Origin of the sequence: Burkholderia sp. KBS0801, assembly GCF_005937855.2 — a bacterium.
Lineage (GTDB): Bacteria > Pseudomonadota > Gammaproteobacteria > Burkholderiales > Burkholderiaceae > Burkholderia > Burkholderia ambifaria.
Map to the genome: position 1 here is coordinate 1,025,100 of NZ_CP042179.1, position 24,372 is coordinate 1,049,471.

The following is a 24,372-nucleotide window of genomic DNA, read 5'->3' on the forward strand; positions in this document are numbered from 1 at the left end:
CGTATTCAGTCTTCAGGATTGAGCGGTCTTCTCGGCTTCCATCTTGCGCAAAACGAAGCGCTGGATCTTGCCGCTCGGGGTTTTCGGCAGCGCGTCGACGAAGTCGATCGCGCGCGGATACGCGTGCGCCGACAGCCGCCGCTTCACGTGCTGGCTCAGTTCGTCGGCCAGCGCCGGCGTGCCTTCAAAACCTTTCGACAGCACGACGAACGCCTTGACGATCTCCGTGCGCTCCGGATCCGGCACGCCGATCACCGCGGCCTCGCTGACGGCCGGATGCTCGATCAGCGCGCTTTCCACGTCGAACGGGCCGATCCGGTAACCGGACGACGTGATCACGTCGTCCGCGCGGCCGATGAAGCTCACGGTGCCGTCCGGCTCGAGTTCGACGTTGTCGCCGGTCCGGTAGTAGCCGCTCGCGATCGCCGGCGTATCCTGCTGCCAGTAGCCGGTGAACCACAGCAGCGGCGAGCGTGCGATGTCGATCGCGAGGTTACCGGGCTCGCCCGGGCCGAGCTCGCGACCGGCTTCGTCGAGTACCGCGACGCGATAGCCGGGCATCGCGAGACCGGCCGAACCGACATGGACGACGTGCGTGAGCCCGTGATGGTTGTTTACGACCATCCCGAGTTCGGTCTGGCCGTAGTGATCGTGGATCGGCGCGCCGAGCGCCGCGTGGAACCAGCGCACGACTTCCGGATTCAGCGGTTCGCCCGCGCTGCTGACGACCCGCAGTTGCCCTTTCAGCCGTGCCGCCACTTCGGTGCCGGCCGCCATCAGCATCCGGTACGCGGTCGGCGAACCGGCGAGGCTCGTGATGCCGAGCCGTTCGATCACGTCGCAGGTGCTGTCGACGGTGAAGCTGCCTTCGTACAGCGTCGTCGCATGGCCGAGCAGCAGCGGGCCCGTGATCGCGTAGTAGAGACCGTATGCCCAACCCGGATCGGCGATGTTCCAGAAGCGGTCGCTGGGGCGCAGGTCCACCGCGTCGCGCATGTATGCGCCGAACGCAAGCAGTGCGCGCAGCGGCACCGGCACGCCCTTCGGCAAACCCGTCGTGCCCGACGTCGACATCATCATGAACAGGTCGGTCCCCTTGCGCAGCACCGGTTCGAACGTGCCTGACTGCGCATCGAGTGCCGTACGGAAATCGATATCGCGGGCCGGCAGCGTGTCGCCCGGCTCGCACACCGTCGCCACCGGCGGGCAATCCACGATCTCGTCGAGCTTCGCGCGATTCGCGATGTTGGTGACGATCAGCCGCGCATCGCTCATGCGCAGCCGGTGCTCGATCGCCTTCGGTCCGAACGCGGTGAAAAGCGGCTGGTAGACGGCGCCCGCGCGCCACGTGCCGAGGATCGTCGCGACGAGTTCGGGCGTGCGCGGCAACAGGCCGGCCACCACGTCACCCGGCTTCACGCCCTGCTCGACCAGCAGGTTCGCGACGCGCGCCGACAGCGCCTGCATCTGCGCGAACGTGAAACTGCGATGCCTGCCGCCAGCGTCGATCCAGTCGAGTGCGATCGCGTTCGGGTCCGCCGCCGCATGCCGGTCGCAGCATTCGACGCAGGCGTTCAGGCCCTGCTCCAGGTCGCCGTGCAGATATGCGGCGGCGGTCTCGATACGGAAGCCGGCGACGGCGTCGGCGTAGGCCGGCACCTCCCGGGCAGTTGCTCCATCACGCATGCGTGTCTCCTGTTCGTTATGACCGCCGGCGAACCGAGGGTATATCGATGATGGTAGACAGCAGTCACATTGCAATCAATGACAAACAGAATCTAGAATCGTGATCGGTTTTGCCATGTCTGGAGGGCATGAAAACATGGGGCCGCAGATGATCTCGCCCGATTTCGTCGAGGATGCGCTCGAGAGCCTGCGCCGGCAACGGATTCCGGCCGGGCCGGTGCTGCACGCGGCCGGCCTGCCGGCCGCCGTGCGCGGGCCCGTCACGCCGCAGCAGTATGGCCGGCTGTGGCTGGCGATCGCCAGCGCGATCGACGACGAATTTTTCGGGCTCGCGGCCCGACCGATGCGGCGTGGCAGCTTCATGCTGCTGTGCCATGCCGTGCTGGACGCGGGCACGCTCGAGAAGGCGCTGCGGCGTGCGCTGCAATTCCTGCGCGTGGTGCTGGACGAGCCGCACGGCGAGCTCGTGGTCGCCGACGGACAGGCCCAGATCGTGCTCAAGCAGGCGGGCGCGCCCTATTCCGCGTTCGCTTACCGGACGTTCTGGCTGATCCTGCTCGGCGTCGCCTGCTGGCTGATTGGCCGGCGCATTCCGCTGCAGCGCATCGATTTCGCGTGCCCGAGCCCCGACCACCGCACCGATTACCACCAGTTCTTCGGGGTACCGGTCCATTTCGACCGGCCCGACAGCCGGCTCGCCTTCAACGCCGCGTATCTCGCGCTCCCGACGATCCGCTCCGCACAGGCACTGAAGACCTTCCTGCGCGGCGCGCCCGGCAATCTGCTGGTGCGCTACCGGCACGACACCGGCTGGGTGGCAAAAACGCGCGCGCACCTGAAGGCACTGCCGGCCGCAGAGTGGCCGGACTTCGACACGCTGGCCGTGCGCCTCGGCACGACGCCCGCGACGCTGCGGCGACGCCTGCGCAGCGAGGGTCAGAGCTTCGCGTCGATCAAGGACGAGCTGCGCGGCGCACTGGCCCAGTCGCTGCTGCGCGCACACCGGCTCAGCGTCGCGGAAATCGCGGCCGAACTGGGCTTCACCGAACCCAGCGCGTTTCATCGCGCGTTCCGGAAATGGACAGGGACGAGTCCGGGCGCGTTTCGACGCGACGTCAATACGGGGCAACCGGAGCATTGATACGCTGCCGGCCCGACCTCGCGTCGATCGGCGTCTGCTGGCTGATGATGGTGCGGCGTCAGATGCTGTCGAAAGCGGAGTAGTCTTTGTCGAGTGGCTGTAATGCCGGAATGCGAAGGCCACCGCGGCCGCCCGGCGAGCATGCGTGAAATCCTGACCCTTCGAACTGATGCGAGGCCCGATATGGATGCAGTTCGTGCAGTCATCGAACCGTATGAAGCCGCACTTCGAGCGGCGATGCTCGCCAACGACGTCGACGCACTCGACACGTTGCTCGATGACGACCTGATCTTCACCGTCCCGACCGGGGAAGTCATTGCGAAGCACGACGATCTGTCCGCGCATCGTGCGAAGCTGTTGCGCCTCGACGCCCTCGATATCCAGGAGATGGGGACGAAGATGATCGGCGAGATGATTGTCACCACGGCGAAGGCGATGCTTGCCGGTCGTTTCGACGGCGCCGCATTCAACGGGATGTTTGCCTATACGCGCCTGTGGCGCCGGTCGGGAAGCGACTGGCGTGTGGTTGCCGGGCACGCATCGCAGATCGGTTGAGCTGAGACATGTCGGCAATTGACGAACTGCAGGATCCCGAAGTGAGTCGATGTCGCGACTGTCACGCACCGACATGCTCGGCGCGTTGGAAGTTGCGCCAATGACGGGGAGAAGAGATGCGCCAACGACAACTGCGCCCTCGCGGCTGTCCCACTTTCCGCCGCGCCAATGCAAAAACCCCCGCCTTTCGGGCGGGGGTTTCTGGCTTAGGGAGCCTGACGATTACCTACTTTCACACGGGAATCCGCACTATCATCGGCGTAGAGTCGTTTCACGGTCCTGTTCGGGATGGGAAGGGGTGGGACCGACTCGCTATGGTCATCAGGCAAAGAGGGTTGTCGCGCTGCTTCGCAACGCGACCAATCTGGGAAGAAGCAGTAATTTTGGTTGTGTGTATCACACACGAGAATCCAACTTGTCGCTTTGGATCGCGGCCAGTGCTTACACACGGCGCAGATCTACAAGGCAGACTTGTTATAGGATCAAGCCTTACGGGCAATTAGTATCAGTTAGCTGAACGCATTACTGCGCTTACACACCTGACCTATCAACGTCCTGGTCTCGAACGACCCTTCAAGGGGATCTAGTCCCCAGGGATATCTCATCTTAAGGCGAGTTTCCCGCTTAGATGCTTTCAGCGGTTATCTCTTCCGAACATAGCTACCCGGCGATGCCACTGGCGTGACAACCGGTACACCAGAGGTTCGTCCACTCCGGTCCTCTCGTACTAGGAGCAGCCCCCTTCAAATATCCAACGCCCACGGCAGATAGGGACCAAACTGTCTCACGACGTTTTAAACCCAGCTCACGTACCTCTTTAAATGGCGAACAGCCATACCCTTGGGACCGGCTACAGCCCCAGGATGAGATGAGCCGACATCGAGGTGCCAAACACCGCCGTCGATATGAACTCTTGGGCGGTATCAGCCTGTTATCCCCAGAGTACCTTTTATCCGTTGAGCGATGGCCCTTCCATACAGAACCACCGGATCACTATGACCTGCTTTCGCACCTGCTCGACTTGTCGGTCTCGCAGTTAAGCACGCTTATGCCATTGCACTATCAGCACGATTTCCGACCGTACCTAGCGTACCTTCGTACTCCTCCGTTACGCTTTGGGAGGAGACCGCCCCAGTCAAACTGCCTACCATGCACTGTCCCCGACCCGGATCACGGGCCAAGGTTAGAACCTCAAACAAACCAGGGTGGTATTTCAAGGACGGCTCCACCGAAACTAGCGTTCCGGTTTCATAGCCTCCCACCTATCCTACACAGATCGGTTCAAAGTCCAATGCAAAGCTACAGTAAAGGTTCATGGGGTCTTTCCGTCTAGCCGCGGGTAGATTGCATCATCACAAACACTTCAACTTCGCTGAGTCTCGGGAGGAGACAGTGTGGCCATCGTTACGCCATTCGTGCAGGTCGGAACTTACCCGACAAGGAATTTCGCTACCTTAGGACCGTTATAGTTACGGCCGCCGTTTACCGGGACTTCAATCAAGAGCTTGCACCCCATCATTTAATCTTCCGGCACCGGGCAGGCGTCACACCCTATACGTCCACTTTCGTGTTTGCAGAGTGCTGTGTTTTTATTAAACAGTCGCAGCCACCAGTTTATTGCAACCCCTTCACCCTCTGCGCGCAGGCGCATCAAGCTACAAGGGCGTACCTTATCCCGAAGTTACGGTACCAATTTGCCGAGTTCCTTCTCCCGAGTTCTCTCAAGCGCCTTAGAATACTCATCTCGCCCACCTGTGTCGGTTTGCGGTACGGTCATCGTTAGACTGAAGCTTAGAGGCTTTTCTTGGAACCACTTCCAATTGCTTCGCTCCCGAGGGAGCTCGCGCCACACCCTTGAATTGCGCACCCGGATTTGCCTAAGTGCCTTCTCCAATGCAGCGACCGGGACTTCCAACACCCGGACAACCTTCCGCGATCCGTCCCCCCATCGCATCTAACAATGGTGCAGGAATATTGACCTGCTTCCCATCAGCTACGCATTTCTGCCTCGCCTTAGGGGCCGACTCACCCTACGCCGATGAACGTTGCGTAGGAAACCTTGGGCTTACGGCGAGGGGGCCTTTCACCCCCTTTATCGCTACTCATGTCAGCATTCGCACTTCCGATACCTCCAGCACGCTTTTCAACGCACCTTCGCAGGCTTACGGAACGCTCTCCTACCATGCGTGCAAAGCACGCATCCGCAGCTTCGGTATATAGCTTAGCCCCGTTACATCTTCCGCGCAGGACGACTCGATCAGTGAGCTATTACGCTTTCTTTAAAGGGTGGCTGCTTCTAAGCCAACCTCCTGACTGTTTTAGCCTTCCCACTTCGTTTCCCACTTAGCTATATTTGGGGACCTTAGCTGGCGGTCTGGGTTGTTTCCCTCTTGACACCGGACGTTAGCACCCGATGTCTGTCTCCCGTGATTGCACTCTTCGGTATTCGGAGTTTGCTATGGCGGGGTAATCTGCAATAGACCCCCCAACCATGACAGTGCTCTACCCCCGAAGGTGAGACACGAGGCACTACCTAAATAGTTTTCGGAGAGAACCAGCTATTTCCAAGTTTGTTTAGCCTTTCACCCCTATCCACAGCTCATCCCCTAACTTTTCAACGTTAGTGGGTTCGGACCTCCAGTACGTGTTACCGCACCTTCATCCTGGCCATGGATAGATCACTTGGTTTCGGGTCTACGCCCAGCAACTGAACGCCCTATTCGGACTCGCTTTCGCTACGCCTGCCCTATACGGTTAAGCTTGCTACTGAACGTAAGTCGCTGACCCATTATACAAAAGGTACGCCGTCACCCCTTACGAGGCTCCGACTGTTTGTATGCATGCGGTTTCAGGATCTATTTCACTCCCCTCCCGGGGTTCTTTTCGCCTTTCCCTCACGGTACTGGTTCACTATCGGTCGATCACGAGTATTTAGCCTTGGAGGATGGTCCCCCCATCTTCAGACAGGATTTCACGTGTCCCGCCCTACTTGTCGTACACCTAGTTCTTTCATACTGTTTTCGCCTACAGGGCTATCACCTGCTATGGCCGCACTTTCCAGAGCGTTCGGCTAACAATACAAATAAAGAGTACAAGGCTCATCCCATTTCGCTCGCCACTACTTTGGGAATCTCGGTTGATTTCTTTTCCTGCGGTTACTTAGATGTTTCAGTTCACCGCGTTCGCTTCGCATGGCCTATGTATTCAGCCATGGATACTCCAAAAGGAGTGGGTTTCCCCATTCGGACATCTACGGATCAAAGCTCGTTTGCCAGCTCCCCGTAGCTTTTCGCAGGCTACCGCGTCCTTCATCGCCTGTGATCGCCAAGGCATCCACCACATGCACTTGTTCGCTTGACCCTATAACGAGTCTGTCTCATCTTTCGACGCGACAGTCGCTACAGGTTGAGTTCTCGCGTTGTGCCGTATTCCAATTGAGTCGAACATAGAGTTCGAATCATCTTGAGATACATCGATACAATCACAACCCGGATAACTTTCACGTCCATCTCAAGACGCTTCCGCTATCCAAATTACTTACTTCTTCCAGATTGTTAAAGAACGACAGCCGATATCTGTTGATATCACTCTGACTGGCTCAATCGCCAATGACAAAGATTCGACGACGTCGAACGCTTGTCATTGAGGATTGGTGGAGGCAGACGGGATCGAACCGACGACCCCCTGCTTGCAAAGCAGGTGCTCTCCCAGCTGAGCTATGCCCCCATGAGTACAGATTTCCTCAGGTACCTACCGCCTCTCGGCATGGGCTGCTCGTAAGCGCTAAAGCGCTAACGATCACCGACACGCCAGACAAGACAATGGTGGGTCTGGTTGGATTCGAACCAACGACCCCCGCCTTATCAAGACGGTGCTCTAACCGACTGAGCTACAGACCCCTGAGTCTGTCTTTAATTTACAGCCGATAAGCGTGAGCGCTCAACTTTGCGAGAAGCTCTGGAAAGGAGGTGATCCAGCCGCACCTTCCGATACGGCTACCTTGTTACGACTTCACCCCAGTCATGAATCCTACCGTGGTGACCGTCCTCCTTGCGGTTAGACTAGCCACTTCTGGTAAAACCCACTCCCATGGTGTGACGGGCGGTGTGTACAAGACCCGGGAACGTATTCACCGCGGCATGCTGATCCGCGATTACTAGCGATTCCAGCTTCATGCACTCGAGTTGCAGAGTGCAATCCGGACTACGATCGGTTTTCTGGGATTAGCTCCCCCTCGCGGGTTGGCAACCCTCTGTTCCGACCATTGTATGACGTGTGAAGCCCTACCCATAAGGGCCATGAGGACTTGACGTCATCCCCACCTTCCTCCGGTTTGTCACCGGCAGTCTCCTTAGAGTGCTCTTGCGTAGCAACTAAGGACAAGGGTTGCGCTCGTTGCGGGACTTAACCCAACATCTCACGACACGAGCTGACGACAGCCATGCAGCACCTGTGCGCCGGTTCTCTTTCGAGCACTCCCGCCTCTCAGCAGGATTCCGACCATGTCAAGGGTAGGTAAGGTTTTTCGCGTTGCATCGAATTAATCCACATCATCCACCGCTTGTGCGGGTCCCCGTCAATTCCTTTGAGTTTTAATCTTGCGACCGTACTCCCCAGGCGGTCAACTTCACGCGTTAGCTACGTTACTAAGGAAATGAATCCCCAACAACTAGTTGACATCGTTTAGGGCGTGGACTACCAGGGTATCTAATCCTGTTTGCTCCCCACGCTTTCGTGCATGAGCGTCAGTATTGGCCCAGGGGGCTGCCTTCGCCATCGGTATTCCTCCACATCTCTACGCATTTCACTGCTACACGTGGAATTCTACCCCCCTCTGCCATACTCTAGCCTGCCAGTCACCAATGCAGTTCCCAGGTTGAGCCCGGGGATTTCACATCGGTCTTAGCAAACCGCCTGCGCACGCTTTACGCCCAGTAATTCCGATTAACGCTCGCACCCTACGTATTACCGCGGCTGCTGGCACGTAGTTAGCCGGTGCTTATTCTTCCGGTACCGTCATCCCCCGGCTGTATTAGAACCAAGGATTTCTTTCCGGACAAAAGTGCTTTACAACCCGAAGGCCTTCTTCACACACGCGGCATTGCTGGATCAGGCTTTCGCCCATTGTCCAAAATTCCCCACTGCTGCCTCCCGTAGGAGTCTGGGCCGTGTCTCAGTCCCAGTGTGGCTGGTCGTCCTCTCAGACCAGCTACTGATCGTCGCCTTGGTAGGCCTTTACCCCACCAACTAGCTAATCAGCCATCGGCCAACCCTATAGCGCGAGGCCCGAAGGTCCCCCGCTTTCATCCGTAGATCGTATGCGGTATTAATCCGGCTTTCGCCGGGCTATCCCCCACTACAGGACATGTTCCGATGTATTACTCACCCGTTCGCCACTCGCCACCAGGTGCAAGCACCCGTGCTGCCGTTCGACTTGCATGTGTAAGGCATGCCGCCAGCGTTCAATCTGAGCCAGGATCAAACTCTTCAGTTTAAACCTGTTACTGTTTTCGGTTCGGTTAAGAACCGGTCGCTCACTCAAAGCTGACAGGAATATGAATCACTTCATAAACCTGACTTACTTTAGTGTGAGACTCTTGATACTTTCGCTATCTGATCCGAGGATCAGCTCGCTGCCATCAAGCGCCCACACTTATCGGCTGTTAATTTTTAAAGAGCATTTCTGCGGGAAACCTTCTGTTTCCCAGCAGCGCTGCGTTTTCAGCAGCAGAGAAGTGAGATTATGAACCGTCTTTCTTCGCTCGTCAACAACTTTCTGAACTGCTTCGTTGCGACCGCGAGGGGTTCAACTTCGTGTGCGCCGGGGCCGCTACAGCAACCTTCGTCAGCACCGCTTCCCTTCCTCCCGCGCCGCGTTTCCGTTAGCGCGAAAGAGGCGTGATTCTAAGCACCCGCCCCTGCCGACGCAACCCCTTTGTGAAAATATTTTGAAAAAGCGCCCGCGAAGCATCCAGGGCACGCGCCCTTCTTTCCTCTTATATAAGGAGGCCGACAGCATCCCGCATTCACCTCGCGCCATTCACCATGCCGCGGAGCAAACAAAGGGGTACGCGCGGTCGAGTATCATCCCGCGATCGAACAACGCACTCATACCGACGATGGACAGCACCACTCAATCCGGCGACGCCGATCTTCGCGACGAATATGCCGCGCTTCGCGAGCGCGCCGTCATGCTGGAAGAACAGGCCCCGCCGCTTCTGCAACGCATCTCCGATGTGCTGCCACGCATCAGCGGCGAGTCCGAACTGGCGGACGAGCATCGCGAACGGCTCGTCGGCGCACGCAACGCCGCGATGGTCTCGATCGAAAACTATCAGCAGGCGATCCCGTTCCTGCAGACGGCCGACTCGATCATCGAGCAACTCGACAAGACGCCCGAGCGCGACGAGGACATCGAGTGGCGCGAATCGCTGCTGCAGCGGCTCGACGAACTGATCGACGTCGCGGTCGTGATGATCGACGATGCGCAAGCCTATTTCGAGCAAGCGGACGCTTGCGATCTTTCCAGCGTGCCGAAGTCCATCCTCGAAGCCTGAGCATCACGGCCGGGACGCGCACCGCGCATCGATTGAACATGATGTTGCGCATGCCGATCGGCTGTCACTGCTCGACACCCTGACGTCAACGATCAGATACGTCCAGCAAAAGCTCACCTTGCCGTCACGGATTCACGGGTACCCGCCAACCGCGGCCCGTGAGTGACTAGAGCGTATCGAGCACGATCGTCTCGCTGACGATCGGCACACGAATGTACCCGCCCGCCGCATCGCCATACGCGTGCGCGTTTCCATCGATCACGTATTGCGCGGTCAATGCGCACAGCGTGGCGTCGCGCGCGTCGACCGAGCGCAGTGTCGACACGTCGATCCCGACTTGCGCGAGCAATTGCCGGCGCTGGTTGCGTTTCTGCTTCGCCGACGCAATCGCCTTGCCGAGCATCGCGCAGGTAATCGCGTACGGATAGGTCTCGAAGCTTACGTTCCCGCCGGCATACCGTGCGTCGGTGAGCAGCGGATAGGCCTGCGCCAGCGCGCGGTACACGCGCTCGCCCATGAACATCCAGTCGAAGAAGCCCGACGTACTGGTCACGGCCCGTTCGCGCGACGGCGTCGGAAAGCACGAGATCCGCTCACGCGCGAGCGCCTGCTCGGCCGCGCGGCGCCCGCTTCCCGTCCACCACAGGCTCGGCGCATCGACGCCGACGGCCACCACGCCATGCTCGATACACAGCGCGGGCAGCGCTTCGGGTGCGATCCGCGCCTCGCGGCAGACGACCGTCGAGCCGCGCAGGATCACGAGATCGCATTGCTTCTTGTCGCCGCCGACGTCGACGCCCGCCACCGCAGGCGACGACCACGCGACGGATCGGGATCGGGCCGCCCGCATGGCTGCGCGTCAGTCTGCCGGCCGCGCGTCGTACGCGGCATCGAAGATCCCTTCCAGGCCGGGATGCACGCCGCGCATCCGGTCGACGACCGACTTCGCCCAGTCGAAGTACGCCTGCTTGCGCTCGAGCGGCCAGTCCGCGGGCGGATGCCGTGTGATGTCGCGCAGGTTGCAGATCTTGTCGGCCAGCTTCACGAGCTTCGCGCGCCGGCTGATGGTCGCCGCGTGCTCGACCTGAAGGCGCTTGCGCTCTTCCTTCGGCAACGACTTGTCGTCGGTGACTTCCATCACGATGTCCGCGACGTCCTTGCCGAACAGCCGCAGCAGTTCCTGCTCGGTTGTCTCCGTATCCTCGATCGTGTCGTGCAACACGGCCGCGACGATCACGCGCTCGTCCTCGATGCCGGCTTCGTTGGCCAGCACATCGGCCAGCGCGATCGGATGGTTGATGTACGGCGATGCCTCGTCGTCCTTGCGCCGCTGATTGCGATGCTTGTCCGCCGCGAATGCGATGGCAGCTACCAGCTTGTTCATATTGATCCCTCGTGTGGCCGGACTACGGCCGGCAGAACCGGTCGCGTCCGTTTCGGAACCGCACATACTACCTGTACGCGATGATCATTCCCACGTATCGGGAACATCGGGCCGCCCGGCGTCATGCGCCGGCCGGCTCGCGCTGCAGCGCGACCACGTTGACCTGCGCGCCGAACACGTCCCGCACGAGCGGCAGCAGGTGATCGTGGTGCGTCAGGAACAGCACCTGGGTTCGCGTCGACAGATCGCGCAGCGCCTCGAGCCCCGCCTTCGCACGTGCATCGTCGAAGTTGATGAACAGATCGTCGGCAACGAACGGCAGCGCGGTCCGGCTGGCGAGCTGCAGTTCGAGCGCCGCGATCCGCAGCGCGAGGAACAGCTGGTCGCGCGTGCCTTCGCTCAGGCCCGCGACCTCGACCGACGTGCCCTTCGTGCGCCGCGCGTACAGGGCGGGCGGCGTCCGTTCGGTGTCGACGGTCAGCCGCGCGAATTCGCCGAGCGTGAGCCCCGCGAAAATCTCGCCCGCCCGGCGCAGCATCGGCCCCTGCTTCTGGTCGCGATAGCGGTCGGTCGCCCACTTCAGCAGACGGCTCGCGGCCGCCGCTTCCAGATACTGTTCGGCCGCGTCGCCCATCGCGGCCAGCGCTTCCTGCCGCTTCGCCTCGGCCACGGCCGCGCTTGCCTGGCCGTCGATCGCGCCGAACGCCTGCTGCGCGACGACCTGTTGCTGCGCGAGCGCGTTCAGCCGCTTGCCGACGTCGCCGAGCGCCTGCTTCACTGCTTCGAGATGCGCGGGCACGTCGGCGATGTCCTGTTCCGCGATCTCGGCCTCCACGGCCGCCTGAGACAACCCGTCGCCATCGCGCACCAGCGCCTCCTTCGCGGCATCGACAGCCTGCCGAAGCTGGCGCTGCCGATCCGATCGCTCGGCCAGCGGCAGCGCCGCGTCGATCGACGCGACGCCGGCCAGTTGCAGCAATGGCTGAATGCGTGCATCCGCACCCGCCACCGCGGCGGCCGCATCGGCGACCTTGCCGTCGGCCTGCCGCACCGCCTCGTCGGCACGATCGATCGCGCGCGCGGTTTCCCGTGCGGCCGCCGCGCGCATCGTCAACTGGCGCGCAACGTCCAGCCAGTCGCCGCTCGCCAGCCATGCGGGCTCGAGCGCTTCAGCGAGCCGCCGTGCGCCTGCCTCGAGCGCCGCCAGCTCCGCGCGGATCGCGGCCATCCGGTTGCGCGGCGCCTCGGCGCCGGCGAGTTCGGCCGTCACCGTATTCGCGAGCCCGAGCGCCCCCTCCGCCGCAGCCAGCGTCACCGCATTCGCTGACAGCTTCGCGTCGGCGAGCGCGTCGCGCCATTGCGCTTGCCACGCATCGTAGGCCGCCTGGGCCTGGCCGGCGCGTGAACGGGCCGTCGCGCATCCGCGTTCGGCTTCGCGCGCGCGGTCCTCCAGGCTGTCCTTCTGCGCGAGCGTCTTCTCGGCCGATTGCACGAACGTCTCGGCGATCGCGATGAGCGCAGCCAGCCCGTCGGCGTCGCTGCCGCGCGATACCAGGCGCAGCGCCGTACGCAACGCAGCTTCCGCGCCGGCCCGCGCTTCGCGGATCGTCTCGAATTCGCGGCGCTGGCGGTCAAGCTCGAGTTGCGCGGCAAACACCACGTCGCGCTTCGCGAGCCAGTCGCCCATCGCCGCCAGCGGCATGCCGGGCACGCCGGCCGTCGCCGCGAGGTCGGACCAGGCGTCGCGGTGCGCGGCGAGCTCGCGCTCGCGCTCGTCGACTGCCGTCTGTCGGCGCGTCAATACGGCACGGGCGGACTCGACCTGCTGACGCAGCGATTGCAATGTCGCCGCCGCTTGCGTGGCACCGAGCTGCGCATCGACGAGTTCGTCGGCGAGGCGGATCGCATCGTCGACGGCCGGCGCGCCCGTTGCGACATCGACCGCGCCGCTGCGGATGTCGCCCCACGCACCGTCGCGGCGTGCACGCGCCGCCAGCACTTCGGCGGTCGTGACGACCTTGTGGGTCTCGGCGAAATGCTTCTCCTGCAATTCGAGCCGCTCGAGTTCCTCCTGCGCGCTGTCGCGCGCATCGCGTGCGGCGGCCGCCGCGCTCGCGCGCTCGCTTGCTTCGTTGAGCAGCGCGCCGAGCCGCGCCGTCGACGGCACATCGAGCATCCGCAGCGCGTCGACCGGCTTGCGCCACTGGCCCAGCGCATCGAGCGCATCGGCGAGCGCGCGCTCCGCGGCGGCGATGTCGCGTTCGAGCGCCTGTTCGCGCTGGCCGCTGCTGCGAAAGCCCTGCGCGTCGGCAAGCGCCGCGCGAAGCACTTCCGGCACATCGACCGTCGACAGGCGCGCCAGTTGTTCCTGCGCCTGCGCGAGTTCCTGCGTGCGCTCGTCGAGCGATTCGCGCGCGCCGGCCAGCGCCTGATGCAGCGCGCCGTGATCGCGCAACAGGTTCGCGACCGTCTTCAGCGACAGCGCACTCGGCAGTGCCGCGCGCAGCGACGCCTCGTCGGTCGGCCAGCCGAGCTGAGCCGCGGCGGAACAGGCGGCGGACAGATGCCGCTCGACGTCCGCGCCGAGCAACAGCAGATCCTGTGCGTGATTCATGCAGGCGCCGCGCAACCGGTCGAGTGCTTCGATGTCGCGTTCGTGCGCCAGCGCGTCGGCATCCGGATCGATCGCATCGCGCGCCTGCCGTTTCGCGAGCAGGTCCGCACGGCGCTCCTCGAGCACCTTCTGTTCGGCCGCGAGGTCGCCTTGTGCTTTCAGCAGATCTGCGTACGCGGTCGGCGGCAATTCGACGACGGCGCCCAGTTCGGCAAGCGCCGCTTCCTTGATCGTCAATTCCTTCAGATACGGTGCCAGCCGCCGTACGCGCTCGAGCTTCGAGCGCAGCGCTTCAAGACGGCGCTGCTCCGCGCGCGCCTGCTCGATCTCCTGTTCGACCGCATCGCGCGCTTCCTTGCGATCGACCCAGTCGCGCGTGCGCACCTGGACGGCCTTCAGTTCGCCGACCGCCTCGTTGAACAATGTCTCGGCCTGCGCGAACGCGCTGCCGCTGCGTCGCGGCGCCCATAGCTCGCCCGCGCGCGCGTCGAGTTCCTCGCGCACGGGCCCGAGCGTGCCGACGCCCGCCGCCGATTCGAACAGCACCTGGCCGAGCTTGTCGGACGCGTCGAGTATGCTGCGGCCGCCGTCGACGAGCCGACCGTGGTCGAGCCCGAACATCTGCTCGAAGAATTCGCGCGTCGCGCCGTCGAGGATGGCGTTCAGATAGTCGTCCGGCAGCTTGTCGTCGGCGGGTGTGCGCAGCGGGCTGCGCCCGCGGGCGCGATGAAATGCGAGGGCGCCGGCGCCGCTCTCCAGCACGCCGCCGATCCGCAGTTCGGGCGTCGCATGCAGGAAGTCGAGCGGCGTCTGCAGCTTCATCCCGAACAGCAGTTCCGACACGGCCGTCCGGATCGTCGACTTGCCGGCCTCGTTCGGCCCCACGATCACGTGGAAATCCTGGCCGGCCGACGGAAAGCGCAGCGTCTCGTCGGTGAACTTGCCGTACTTGATCAGATCGAGCTGGCTGATGCGCATCGCTTATTCCCCCCTCGCCAGCCGCGCGAGCAACGCGGGGCCGACCTGCTCGACCAGCGCCGTCAGCTCGCCGGCGCGCGCCATCGTCAGCAGCGGCACCTCCTCCTTCACGTCGCTGCGCACCTTGCCGATGAACGGTTTCAGGTCGCGCTCCAGCAGCGCGAGGAAATCCGGATCGTGCGCGGCGTCGGCCAGGATCTGCTTGAGATCCTCCAGCGCCTCGAGTTGCTCGCTCTCGCCCTGCGGCTGCTCGGGTGCGGACGTCGCGAGCCGGACCTTCTCCAGCCACAGCCGTTCGTTGCCGATGATGCCGATCTGGTTCAGCACCTCCGCGCGCAATTGCGGCGCACGCCCGAAAAAGAGGCCGTGCGCGGGCGTACGCCCCGTGACCGTCACGCGCACCGCGCGCGGCACGTGGCCATCGACGTTCAGCAGCGCCTCCAGCGACTGGCCGATCTTTCTCGACAGGTCGGCGACCGTGAAGCAATCGGACGCGTCGACCGACACTGCTTCCCAGCGCAGCACGTCGAGATACAGACGTTCGATCTGCGTGCGCCCCTGCTCGATCGTCACGAGCACCGCGCCGCGGCGGCCCGTCTCGCGGATATGGCGGCCCTGCAGGTTGCCGGGAAACACGACGGTCGACGGCCCCGGCCAGTGCTGGAACTCGTGCACGTGGCCGAGCGCCCAGTAGTCGTAGCCTTTCGCGTGCAGCTCCGCCAGCGTGCACGGCGCATAGTTCGCATGCGCAGCATAGCCTTCGAGCGCGGTGTGCAGCACGCCGATGTTGTAGTGACCCGGCACCGGGTCCGGATAGCCGATCGCGAGATTGTCGACGACGGCCTTGTCCTTGAAGCTCTGCCCGTGCAGCGCCACGTCGAACTCCGGCAGCCGGTGGGTTTCCGGCTTGCGGTGGCCGAACACGGTGACGTTGTCGGGCAACGTGAGCTTCTTCGTCATCTCGCTTTCGGCATCGTGATTGCCGCCGAGCACGAATGCGCGAATGCCGGCCTTGCGCAGGCGGCCCATCTGCTGGCCGAAGAAAATGCCGGTGTTGTGGTCCTTCCAGTCGCCGTCGTACAGGTCGCCGGCGATCACGAGGAACGCAACCTCCTCTTCGATCGCACGATCCACGAGTTGCCGCAGCGCCTCGCGCGACGCGTTGCGCAACTGCGCGGCCGGCGCGTCGGGATACGCGCTCAGGCCGTGCAACGGACTGTCAAGGTGAATGTCTGCCGCGTGGATGAACTTCACGAAGATTCCTCTGTTTCATGACGAAGGGGCGATGTCGACCGGCATCGTGCGCGATCGAACGCCGGGCACGGCCGCCCGTCGCCAGCGGGTCGGGATGGTACCTGAAAGCGAGCGCCGGCCCGGCGCGCCGACGACGGAGATGTTCGTCGCGCCGCGTCACTCGCCGCGCGGGCACACGGGCGGCAGTGCAAAGCTATTGTCGTGGCCCGGGAACGGCTTCGCGTGGCGACGCAGCGCTTCGTCGTCGCTTTCCTTCCGCGCGGACAATGCGACGCCAATCACACCGACGTTCGCCGTCTCGCCGTACTTCGAATTCGTGATGCCTCGGCATGTTACCCGACCACGCCGGGAGGGCCGGCGACCGGGAGCCCTGCTATTTAAGCATGGCGTGCAGGCAATGGGCAGAGCGTACACGGACCACCGGGTCGGTCCGCGGCATCCATTTCCGGTCACGATGCGCGGCGCAGCAATAAAAAAAGCCCGGCCCCGCATCGAAGCGGGCCGGGCTTGTGCGGGAAGCAGGTCGCTTACAGCGCGCCGCCTTGCGCCGATGCAGAACCCTTCACGCCGACCGATGCGCCGCCCTGCACCGAGTTCGTCGCGCCGTCGAGCGCTTCGCCGGCCTTCGCCTTCGCGCCGCCGGCGACATCGCCCGCCGTCGACACCGCGCCTTGCGCATGGCTCTTCGCCGAGTTCGCGACGTGCTTCACGTGCGACTTCGTCGCGTGCGTGGCCGATACCGCCGCGTCCTTCGCCGAACCGGCGGCCGAGCCGACTGCCTGCGTCGCGCCGCCGACCGCGTTACCGGCCGCCGAGCCGACGCTACCGACCGTCTTGCCCACGCCGTTCAGCGCACCGCCGACGACATTGCCTGCGCCCGCACCCGAGCCTGCGGCATTGGCGCCCGCGCCAGCCTGCACGCCCACGCCGCCGCCGAGCAGCGGCGTCTGGACTTGTGCGCCGACGCCGGCGGAACCCTCAGCGCCCGTCTGGGCCGTTTGTGCGAAAGCCGCCGATGCGATTGCCGTCAGCGCGGCGCCAAGCAGAATCGTGCGAATCTTGTTCATGGTCATTCTCCCCAAAGACGTTGTTGCTGCGGGCCGCGTTCTGCGGCTGGTCGCATGCCTCACCGCGACGTGCGGCAGGTGGAGCTAATGTAGCGGCGCCGACGCCCAAAACCGTCGAATTGCGGGGACTGTTACTTCCGTTGCAAATGCTGACGATTGACTCACATTGTTTGACAAACATCGAAATCGGCCCGTGATTGGCGCCGTCCGATGGCATGCATCGGTGCGCCGGGCGCAACGCGTCGGCTAGCAGGGAAAGCGGCCATTCCTGTAGGCGTCCCAAAGAATCTCGGTCGGCCAGCCGTCGGTGCGGCCCGATGAACGGCTTCGCGCGATCAGCTCGATGTCGTCGGACACGCACGCCGCGATGTCGGCATTCCCCGATGCGCGGAACGCCAGCCTGAACGCCTTTTCCCTGAGCGCATCCACCGCCTGCTTGTCGAGCGGGGCACCCGGTTCGCCGTCGACTTCGTCGAACGCCGCCATCCAGCGCGCGTCGAACGGCTCCGCGTCGCGGCTGGCCAGCGCGCGATCGCAATCGAGGTCGCCGAGGAAATCGAAAAAACCCGGGGCCGACAGGACGGCGTCCATTTCAAGCAGATGCGCGTTCGTCACGGCGGCCCCTTGCCACGATGCGTGGCCGTTCTCTTCATCGATCGTTGCCGCCATGCGCCGCTTTCACGTTCGGCATCGGCGACGTGCCGCACCGTATCCGCCGCGACCGGCAGACAGGAGCCGCACGCCATTCTCCGCTACCGCGGGCTTACGGCTTGAACGTGTCGCCGAGCACGACGCCTTCGCGACGCGGATCGGTGCCGCCCTGCAGCGCGGGCGACTGTCCGACCGTCACGCGCATCACGGTGTTGACGCCGCTCGCCTGCGCCGACGTCGATACCTTGTGCCCGAGCGCGACGAGCCCCGCGATCAGCGGATCGTTCGCGCCGTTGTTCGCCGCATTGATGTTCGGATGCTCGCCGCCGATGTTGGTCGTCGGGCTGTTGCTCGCGCCGAAGTCGACGAGGCCCGCCGACTGCTGCGCATCGAGCCCCCAGTCGAGCGCGCCGACGAGCGTCTTCACCACGTATTGCGGAATCGTGCCGCCGCCCGGCGAACCGGTGGCCATCACGAAATCGCCGCGCGAGCCGTCCGTGGCGGTGCCGAACACGATCGTCGGCGCCATCGAGCTGCGCGGCCGCTTGCCCGGCTGCACGCGGTTCGCCACCGGATTGCCGGCGCTGTCGAGCGGGTTCGCCGAGAAATCGGTCAGCTGGTTGTTCAGCAGGAAGCCGTTGGTCATGTGGAACGAGCCCATGCTCGACTCGACGGTCGTCGTCGCGCTCAGCACGCTGCCGTCCGCGTCGACGATCGTGAACTGGTTCGTGCCGTGTTCGATCAGCGTCGTGTCGACGCCGAGCGGCACCGCGCCGAAATTGCCCGGCTGCGCGGTGCCCATGCTGTGGTTCGTGTCGATCAATGCGGCACGCGACTTCAGGTACGGCTTGTTCAGCAGCGTGTCCCACGTGCCGCCCGGCAGCGGCACGAAATCGGTATCGGCCACGTACTTGTCGCGATCGGCATACGCGAGCCGCTCGGCTTCGGTGATCAGGTGCACGCCGGCGACGGTCGGCTTGCCGCCTTCGAGATCGATCGCCGTCGGCTTCAGCGACTTGAGGTCGAAGTTCTCGAGAATGCCGAGTGCCGACGCGACCGCGATACCGCCCGACGACGGCGGCGGCATCCCGCATACCCAGTAGCTGCGATAGGTCGTGCACACGGGGTCGCGACGCTTCGCCTGGTACGCGGCCAGATCGGCGACGGTGGTCTTGCCCGGCGTGATCGTCGAGCCGTCGGCGCCCTGCGTCGTCGCGATCTTCGTGACGATGTCCTGCGCGATCTGCCCCGTGTACAGCGCGTTCGCGCCGGACTGCGCCATCAGCGTCAGCGTGTGCGCGTAAGCCGGGTTCTTCAGCACGGTGCCGAGCGTTTTCGGCGTGCCGTCCGCCTTCAGGAAATACGCGGCGGCCTCGGGATCGCGCTTCAGGTTCGCGGCGTTCAACGCGATCGCATCGGCCAGCCGGCCGCCGATCGGGAAGCCGTTGTTCGCGAGCGTGATCGCGTCGCCGAACAGCCCTTGCCACGGCAGCTTGCCGTGATCCTGCTGCAACGCCTCGATGAGCCTCGGTACGCCGATCGTGCCGATCGAACGGCCGCTTGCACGCGCGTTCGGTTGCGGCGCCGACCGGTCGTTCTGGTCGTCGACATAGCGCAGGTAGTTCTCCGTTGCCGCCGCCGGCGCAGTTTCCCGTCCGTCGTACGCCTGCAGCGTCCTGGCGCGCGCATCGTAGTAGAGCAGCACGCCGCCCGAGCCGAGGCCAGTCGCCTCGGGCACCGTCAGGCCGAGCACGGCCTGCACGGCGACCGCCGCATCGGCGGCCGTGCCGCCGCGCTTGAGCACCGCGCAACCGGCCGCGCTTGCATACGCGTTCGAGGTGGCCACGAGGTACCGCTTCGCGTAGACCGGCTTCATGCCGGTGCGGTAGCCCGACGAGGCTTCCGGCAGCGACGGATCGCCGGGCTGGTTCGAGCCCACGACGACCGTCGAGCCGCTGCTGTCGATCGCGAGGCAGCTCGTGTCGGGCGCAGGCGGCGACGTGGCGCCCGCGTTGCTTTCGATTTCGTCACTGCCGCACGCCGTCATCAGGACGGCGGCGACCAGTGCGGACACGTACGGGAAAAGCGCGGTTCTGTTCATGGTCTCTCGGGATTCTCGTAGGTCGTTGCGCATTCGTCACGCTGACGGCGCCGCCCCTCGGCGGGCGGACAACGCTTTCGATAGTCCCATGACCGGATTTTTTTCCGCAATAAGGAAGTGATGCGATGTGAGCGGCGCATCGGCGGCGCAGCAAGCACGGGCTTGCTAGACGGCGCCGGCGGTTATGCCGCCGGTCTTCCGTGCCAATCCGCACGACATCTTTTTGACCGGGTGACAGGCGACGCGCGACAGGACTACACCGCCGCGGCTCACTGTCGCGCCGACTTCGACGTACGGGCGTGAAATGGTCTCGAACTCAAACCCCGGATCACCCCTGTGCGCTCGGCGAGGCTCGCACCCGCCAGGTCGCGGTATTCCTGTCAGCATTGCCGCCGCCATTCGAGGAGGCGGAGGCGGATGCCGTGCGCGACCGCGCATCATCCGACACCCGCGTCGGATCGAGCTCGCGCAGCACACTCGCACGGCCGCCGTCGTCGCTCGGCAATTCCGGCTGCCCGCGCGCAAGGGCCGGCATGGCCGTCGCCGCGAGCAGCGCGGCGACCACCATCCGGGAACGGAGCTTCGTCGCGTTCCCCCGCTTCATTGCGCGCTCGCGGTCGATACGGTCGTTGCCGCGGCGGCCATGGCGGTGCGCGGGTCACCGTGCGCGATCGCGTAGAGCTCGCGGTTGCGTGCGACCGTCGCCGCGCTCGGCGGATAGTCGGAGTTCGACGTGGGCACGGTGCCGTCGCGCTCTGCCTGAACGAGATCGGCGATTACCTCCGCACGGGTCACGCCGGACGACGAAGTTTGTGCGAAAGCGGCGACCGGCGTTCCGACGACGACGGCGAGCAGTGCGGCTGCGATCAGTTTGCGATTCATGATGAGACTCCCGAGAACGGTTCAATGAAGACGCATCGTCGATGCGCCGCCGGCGTGACCGCAATCGCGATTCGCCGCCTGACACGTCCATTCTGGCGATCGACCCGTACCCCACGCTGACCGCCAGATGACAACTTTGAAATCCGTCGTCCGCGCCCGGATAACAGTTTCGTAATGTTCAGGTCAGCATCGGGTCAACGCCGCGCCAGCAGACTGCATGCTCACCGCATCGAATGCGGCACCCATGCCCTGCTTCGAGGAAAAAATCATGTGGATCGTCCGGCTGGCGCTGCGCAGGCCCTATACCTTCGTCGTACTCGCACTGCTGATCTTCATCGCGGGACCGCTCGCGATCCTGCGCATGCCGACCGACATCTTCCCGAACATCGACATTCCGGTCGTCAGCATCGTGTGGTCGTACAACGGCTTTTCCGCCGAGGACATGGCCAAGCGCATCACGTCCAACTACGAGCGCGCGCTGACGTCGGACGTCGACGACATCGAGCACATCGAATCGCAGTCGCTGAACGGCGTGTCGGTCGTGAAGATCTTCTTCCACCCCGGCGCGGACATCAATCGCGCGATCGCGGAAGCCGCGAGCAATTCCGCGTCGATCCTGCGGATTCTGCCGCCCGGCACGCTGCCGCCGAACATCATCACGTACAACGCGTCGACGGTGCCGATCCTGCAGCTCGGACTGTCGAGCAACACGCTTGCCGAACAGCAACTGTACGACCTCGGCAACAGCTTCATCCGCACACAGCTCGCGACCGTGCAGGGCGCGGCGGTACCGCTGCCGTTCGGCGGCAAGATTCGCCAGATCGTCGTCGACCTCGACACGCGCGCGCTGCAGGCGAAGGGGCTCGCGCCGATCGACGTGGTGAACGCGATCAACGCGCAGAACCTGATCCTGCCGGGCGGCACCGCGAAGATCGGCACGCGCGAGTACAACGTGCAGATGAACGGCAGCACGCAGACGGTCGCCGCGCTGAACAACCTGCCCGTCAAGACGATCGACGGCAACGTGGTCTATGTGCACGACGTCGCGCACGTGCGCGACGGCTACGCCCCGCAGACCAACATCGTGCGCGTCGACGGCAAGCGCGCGGCGCTGCTGACCGTCGAGAAGACCGGCAGCGCGTCGACACTGACGATCATCGACCAGGTCAAGGCGATGCTGCCGAAGATCGCGGCCGGCTTGCCGAAAGCGCTGCACATCTCCGCGCTCGGCGATCAGTCGGTGTTCGTGAAGGCGGCGGTCCAGGGCGTCGTGCGCGAAGCGCTGATCGCCGCCTGCCTGACCGCGCTGATGATCCTGCTGTTCCTCGGCAGCTGGCGCGCGACGTTGATCATCGCCGTATCGATTCCGCTGGCCGTGCTCACGTCGCTGCTCGCGCTGGGCGCGCTCGGCCAGACCATCAACATCATGACGCTCGGCGGGCTCGCGCTCGCGGTCGGGATACTCGTCGACGACGCGACCGTCGCGATCGAGAACATCACGCATCATCTCGAACGCGGCGAGCCGCTGGAAGACGCGATTCTGACCGGCTCGGGCGAAATCGCCGTGCCGACCTTCGTGTCGACGCTGTCGATCTGCATCGTGTTCGTGCCGATGTTCATGCTCACGGGCGTCGCGCGCTACCTGTTCGTGCCGTTGGCCGAAGCAGTGATCTTCGCGATGGTCGCGTCGTATTTCTTCTCGCGCACGCTGGTGCCGACGCTCGCGATGGTCCTGATGCGCGCGAAGGGGCAAGGCCGCCCGCCGCGTGGCGTGTTCGCGCGAATCGCACGATTCCAGGCCGCGTTCGAACGGCGCTTCGAGGCGGTCCGGCTGCGCTATCGCGCGCTGCTGTCCGCGGCGATCTCGAATCGCCGCCGTTTCGCGGCCGCGTTTCTTCTCGCGTGCGCCGCATCGACCGGCCTGTTCGCATTCGCCGGCCAGGATTTCTTCCCGTCGGTCGACACGGGCGAGATCCGTCTGCATCTGCGCGCCCCAACCGGCACGCGGATCGAGGAAACCGCGCGCCTCACCGACGAAGTGGAAGCGCGCATCCGGACCGTGATTCCGGCGAACCAGCTGGCCGGCATGCTCGACAACATCGGCGTGCCGGTGAGCGGGATCAACCTCACGTACGACTCGTCCGACCCGATCGGCACCGAGGATGCGGACGTGAACATCACGCTGAAGCCGAACCACGCGCCGACGGCAGCGTATGTCGCGAAGCTGCGCAACCTGCTCGCCCAATCGTTCCCGGGCGTCACGTTCGCGTTCCTGCCGGCCGACATCGTCAGCCAGATTCTCAATTTCGGATTGCCCGCGCCGGTCGACATCCAGATCGTCGGCAACAAACTTGACCAGAACCGCGCGGTGGCGAATGCGCTGCTTGCCAAGCTGCGCGGCGTGCGCGGCCTCGTCGATACGCGCATCCAGCAGCCCGGCGACGAGCCGGCGATCAACGTCGACGTGGACCGCACGAAGGCGATTCAGGCCGGCCTCGAACAACGCGACGTCGCGCAGAATCTGCTGATCGCGCTGTCGGGCAGTTCGCAGACGACGCCGAACTTCTGGCTCGATCCGCGCAACGGCGTCAGCTACCCGTTGATCGTGCAGGCCCCGCAGTATTCGGTCGATTCGCTGCAGGCGCTGGCGAACATACCGCTGCCGACGGGTGCCGCGCGCCCGCCGCAGACGCCCGCCGGCGGTCCGGCCGCAGGCGCGCCCGCACAGAACCTGCTGGGCGCGTTGGGCGCGTTCTCGCGCGCGACGCAGCAGGCCGTGGTGTCGCATTACAACGTGCAGCCCGTGCTCGACATCTTCGCGTCGGTGCAGGGGCGCGATCTGGGTGGCGTCACGGCCGACGTGACGAAGCTCGTCGACGATGCGCGCGCGCAACTGCCGCCCGGTTCGTCGATCGTGCTGCGCGGTCAGGTGCAGGCGATGCACGAATCGTTTGCCGGGCTGCTCGGCGGGCTCGCGATCGCGATCGCGCTCGTCTACTTGCTGATGGTCGTCAACTTCCAGTCGTGGCTGGACCCGCTCGTGATCGTCGGCGGCCTGCCCGCGTCGCTCGCCGGCATCGCGTGGATGCTGTTCGTCACGCGCACCACGCTGTCGGTGCCCGCGCTGACCGGCACGATCCTGTGCATCGGCATCGCGACCGCGAACAGCATCCTCGTCGTCAACGCGGCGCGCGAGCTGATCGCGAGCGGCTCATCACCGTGGCAGGCCGCGCTCGAGGCCGGATTCAGCCGCTTCCGTCCGGTTGTGATGACCGCGCTCGCGATGCTGATCGGCATGCTGCCGATGGCGCTCGGCCTCGGCGACGGCGGCGAACAAAATGCCCCGCTTGGCCGTGCGGTGATCGGCGGGCTGGCGTTCGGCACGCTGTCGACACTGCTGTTCGTACCTGTGCTGTTCGGCTTCATCCACGCGTGGCTCGACCGACGCCGCGAAGCGGCCGACGCCCGCCGCGCGCAGGACATGCCGGTGATGCGCTGATCA

The 24,372-nt window shown here is 64.2% G+C and carries 14 protein-coding genes, 2 tRNA genes and 3 rRNA genes; 4 read left to right on the forward strand and 15 right to left on the reverse strand.

Annotated features, from left to right (window positions below):
- Window positions 1-12: 12 nt before the first annotated feature.
- The gene (locus FFI87_RS34195) at window positions 13-1,686 is read right to left on the reverse strand and encodes an acyl-CoA synthetase (protein WP_138850722.1); all 1,674 of its coding nucleotides are present in this window, start codon (window positions 1,684-1,686) and stop codon (window positions 13-15) included.
- A 136-nt stretch (window positions 1,687-1,822) separates the two neighbouring features.
- On the opposite strand from FFI87_RS34195, the gene FFI87_RS34205 reads away from it, so the two are divergent.
- Together FFI87_RS34205 and FFI87_RS34210 are read left to right on the forward strand one after the other, a co-directional pair.
- Entirely contained in the window at window positions 1,823-2,827 is a 1,005-nt protein-coding gene (locus FFI87_RS34205) for an AraC family transcriptional regulator (RefSeq protein WP_012372096.1), read from the forward strand.
- Window positions 2,828-3,010: 183 nt separating this feature from the next.
- Entirely contained in the window at window positions 3,011-3,382 is a 372-nt protein-coding gene (locus FFI87_RS34210) for a nuclear transport factor 2 family protein (RefSeq protein WP_138850723.1), read from the forward strand.
- Between the two features lie 213 nt (window positions 3,383-3,595).
- On the opposite strand, the gene rrf is transcribed toward FFI87_RS34210, so the two are convergent.
- The 5 genes from rrf to FFI87_RS34240 all read right to left on the reverse strand — a co-directional run bounded on the left by rrf (window position 3,596) and on the right by FFI87_RS34240 (window position 8,876).
- Window positions 3,596-3,708: ribosomal RNA gene (rrf, locus tag FFI87_RS34215) — 5S ribosomal RNA — on the reverse strand.
- 152 nt (window positions 3,709-3,860) lie between these two features.
- A 23S ribosomal RNA gene (locus tag FFI87_RS34220) occupies window positions 3,861-6,742 on the reverse strand.
- Between the two features lie 290 nt (window positions 6,743-7,032).
- A tRNA-Ala gene (locus FFI87_RS34230) sits at window positions 7,033-7,108 on the reverse strand.
- Between the two features lie 96 nt (window positions 7,109-7,204).
- Window positions 7,205-7,281, reverse strand: a tRNA-Ile gene (locus FFI87_RS34235).
- A 62-nt stretch (window positions 7,282-7,343) separates the two neighbouring features.
- Window positions 7,344-8,876, reverse strand: a 16S ribosomal RNA gene (locus FFI87_RS34240).
- The 16S, 23S and 5S rRNA genes sit together here with 2 tRNA genes alongside, the layout of an rRNA operon.
- 625 nt (window positions 8,877-9,501) lie before the next feature.
- Here FFI87_RS34240 and FFI87_RS34255 point away from each other — a divergent pair.
- Window positions 9,502-9,939 (forward strand): ATPase, encoded by a 438-nt coding sequence (locus FFI87_RS34255; RefSeq protein WP_138850893.1) that lies wholly within the window; start codon window positions 9,502-9,504, stop codon window positions 9,937-9,939.
- Between the two features lie 166 nt (window positions 9,940-10,105).
- Here FFI87_RS34255 and FFI87_RS34260 read toward each other — a convergent pair whose 3' ends face one another.
- The 9 genes from FFI87_RS34260 to FFI87_RS34305 form a co-directional block, all read right to left on the reverse strand.
- A complete protein-coding gene (locus tag FFI87_RS34260) occupies window positions 10,106-10,789 on the reverse strand; it encodes a DUF429 domain-containing protein (RefSeq protein WP_012372099.1) in 684 nt (227 codons plus the stop codon).
- A 9-nt stretch (window positions 10,790-10,798) separates the two neighbouring features.
- On the reverse strand, window positions 10,799-11,323 hold the full coding sequence (locus tag FFI87_RS34265) for an HD domain-containing protein (protein WP_138850724.1): 525 nt from the start codon (window positions 11,321-11,323) through the stop codon (window positions 10,799-10,801).
- Between the two features lie 121 nt (window positions 11,324-11,444).
- Entirely contained in the window at window positions 11,445-14,915 is a 3,471-nt protein-coding gene (locus FFI87_RS34270; RefSeq protein WP_138850725.1) for an ATP-binding protein, read from the reverse strand.
- 3 nt (window positions 14,916-14,918) lie between these two features.
- Window positions 14,919-16,169: an exonuclease SbcCD subunit D gene (locus FFI87_RS34275; protein WP_138850726.1), complete on the reverse strand. Its 1,251-nt coding sequence runs from the start codon at window positions 16,167-16,169 to the stop codon at window positions 14,919-14,921.
- A 527-nt stretch (window positions 16,170-16,696) separates the two neighbouring features.
- On the reverse strand, window positions 16,697-17,236 hold the full coding sequence (locus tag FFI87_RS34285) for a hypothetical protein (RefSeq protein ID WP_138850728.1): 540 nt from the start codon (window positions 17,234-17,236) through the stop codon (window positions 16,697-16,699).
- 246 nt (window positions 17,237-17,482) lie between these two features.
- On the reverse strand, window positions 17,483-17,905 hold the full coding sequence (locus tag FFI87_RS34290) for a hypothetical protein (protein WP_138850729.1): 423 nt from the start codon (window positions 17,903-17,905) through the stop codon (window positions 17,483-17,485).
- Window positions 17,906-17,999: 94 nt separating this feature from the next.
- Window positions 18,000-19,988 carry a gamma-glutamyltransferase family protein gene (locus tag FFI87_RS34295; RefSeq protein WP_138850730.1) on the reverse strand — a complete coding sequence of 663 codons (1,989 nt, stop codon included), beginning with the start codon at window positions 19,986-19,988 and terminating at the stop codon, window positions 18,000-18,002.
- Window positions 19,989-20,316: 328 nt separating this feature from the next.
- Window positions 20,317-20,592 (reverse strand): hypothetical protein, encoded by a 276-nt coding sequence (locus FFI87_RS34300; RefSeq protein WP_138850731.1) that lies wholly within the window; start codon window positions 20,590-20,592, stop codon window positions 20,317-20,319.
- Window positions 20,589-20,870, reverse strand: coding sequence for a DUF4148 domain-containing protein (locus FFI87_RS34305; RefSeq protein ID WP_012372107.1), 282 nt, complete (start codon window positions 20,868-20,870; stop codon window positions 20,589-20,591). The genes FFI87_RS34300 and FFI87_RS34305 overlap by 4 nt, the downstream gene beginning before the upstream one ends.
- A 268-nt stretch (window positions 20,871-21,138) precedes the next feature.
- Between FFI87_RS34305 and FFI87_RS34310 the strand changes: the two genes are divergently transcribed.
- A complete protein-coding gene (locus FFI87_RS34310; RefSeq protein WP_138850732.1) occupies window positions 21,139-24,369 on the forward strand; it encodes an efflux RND transporter permease subunit in 3,231 nt (1,076 codons plus the stop codon).
- Window positions 24,370-24,372: the final 3 nt, after the last annotated feature.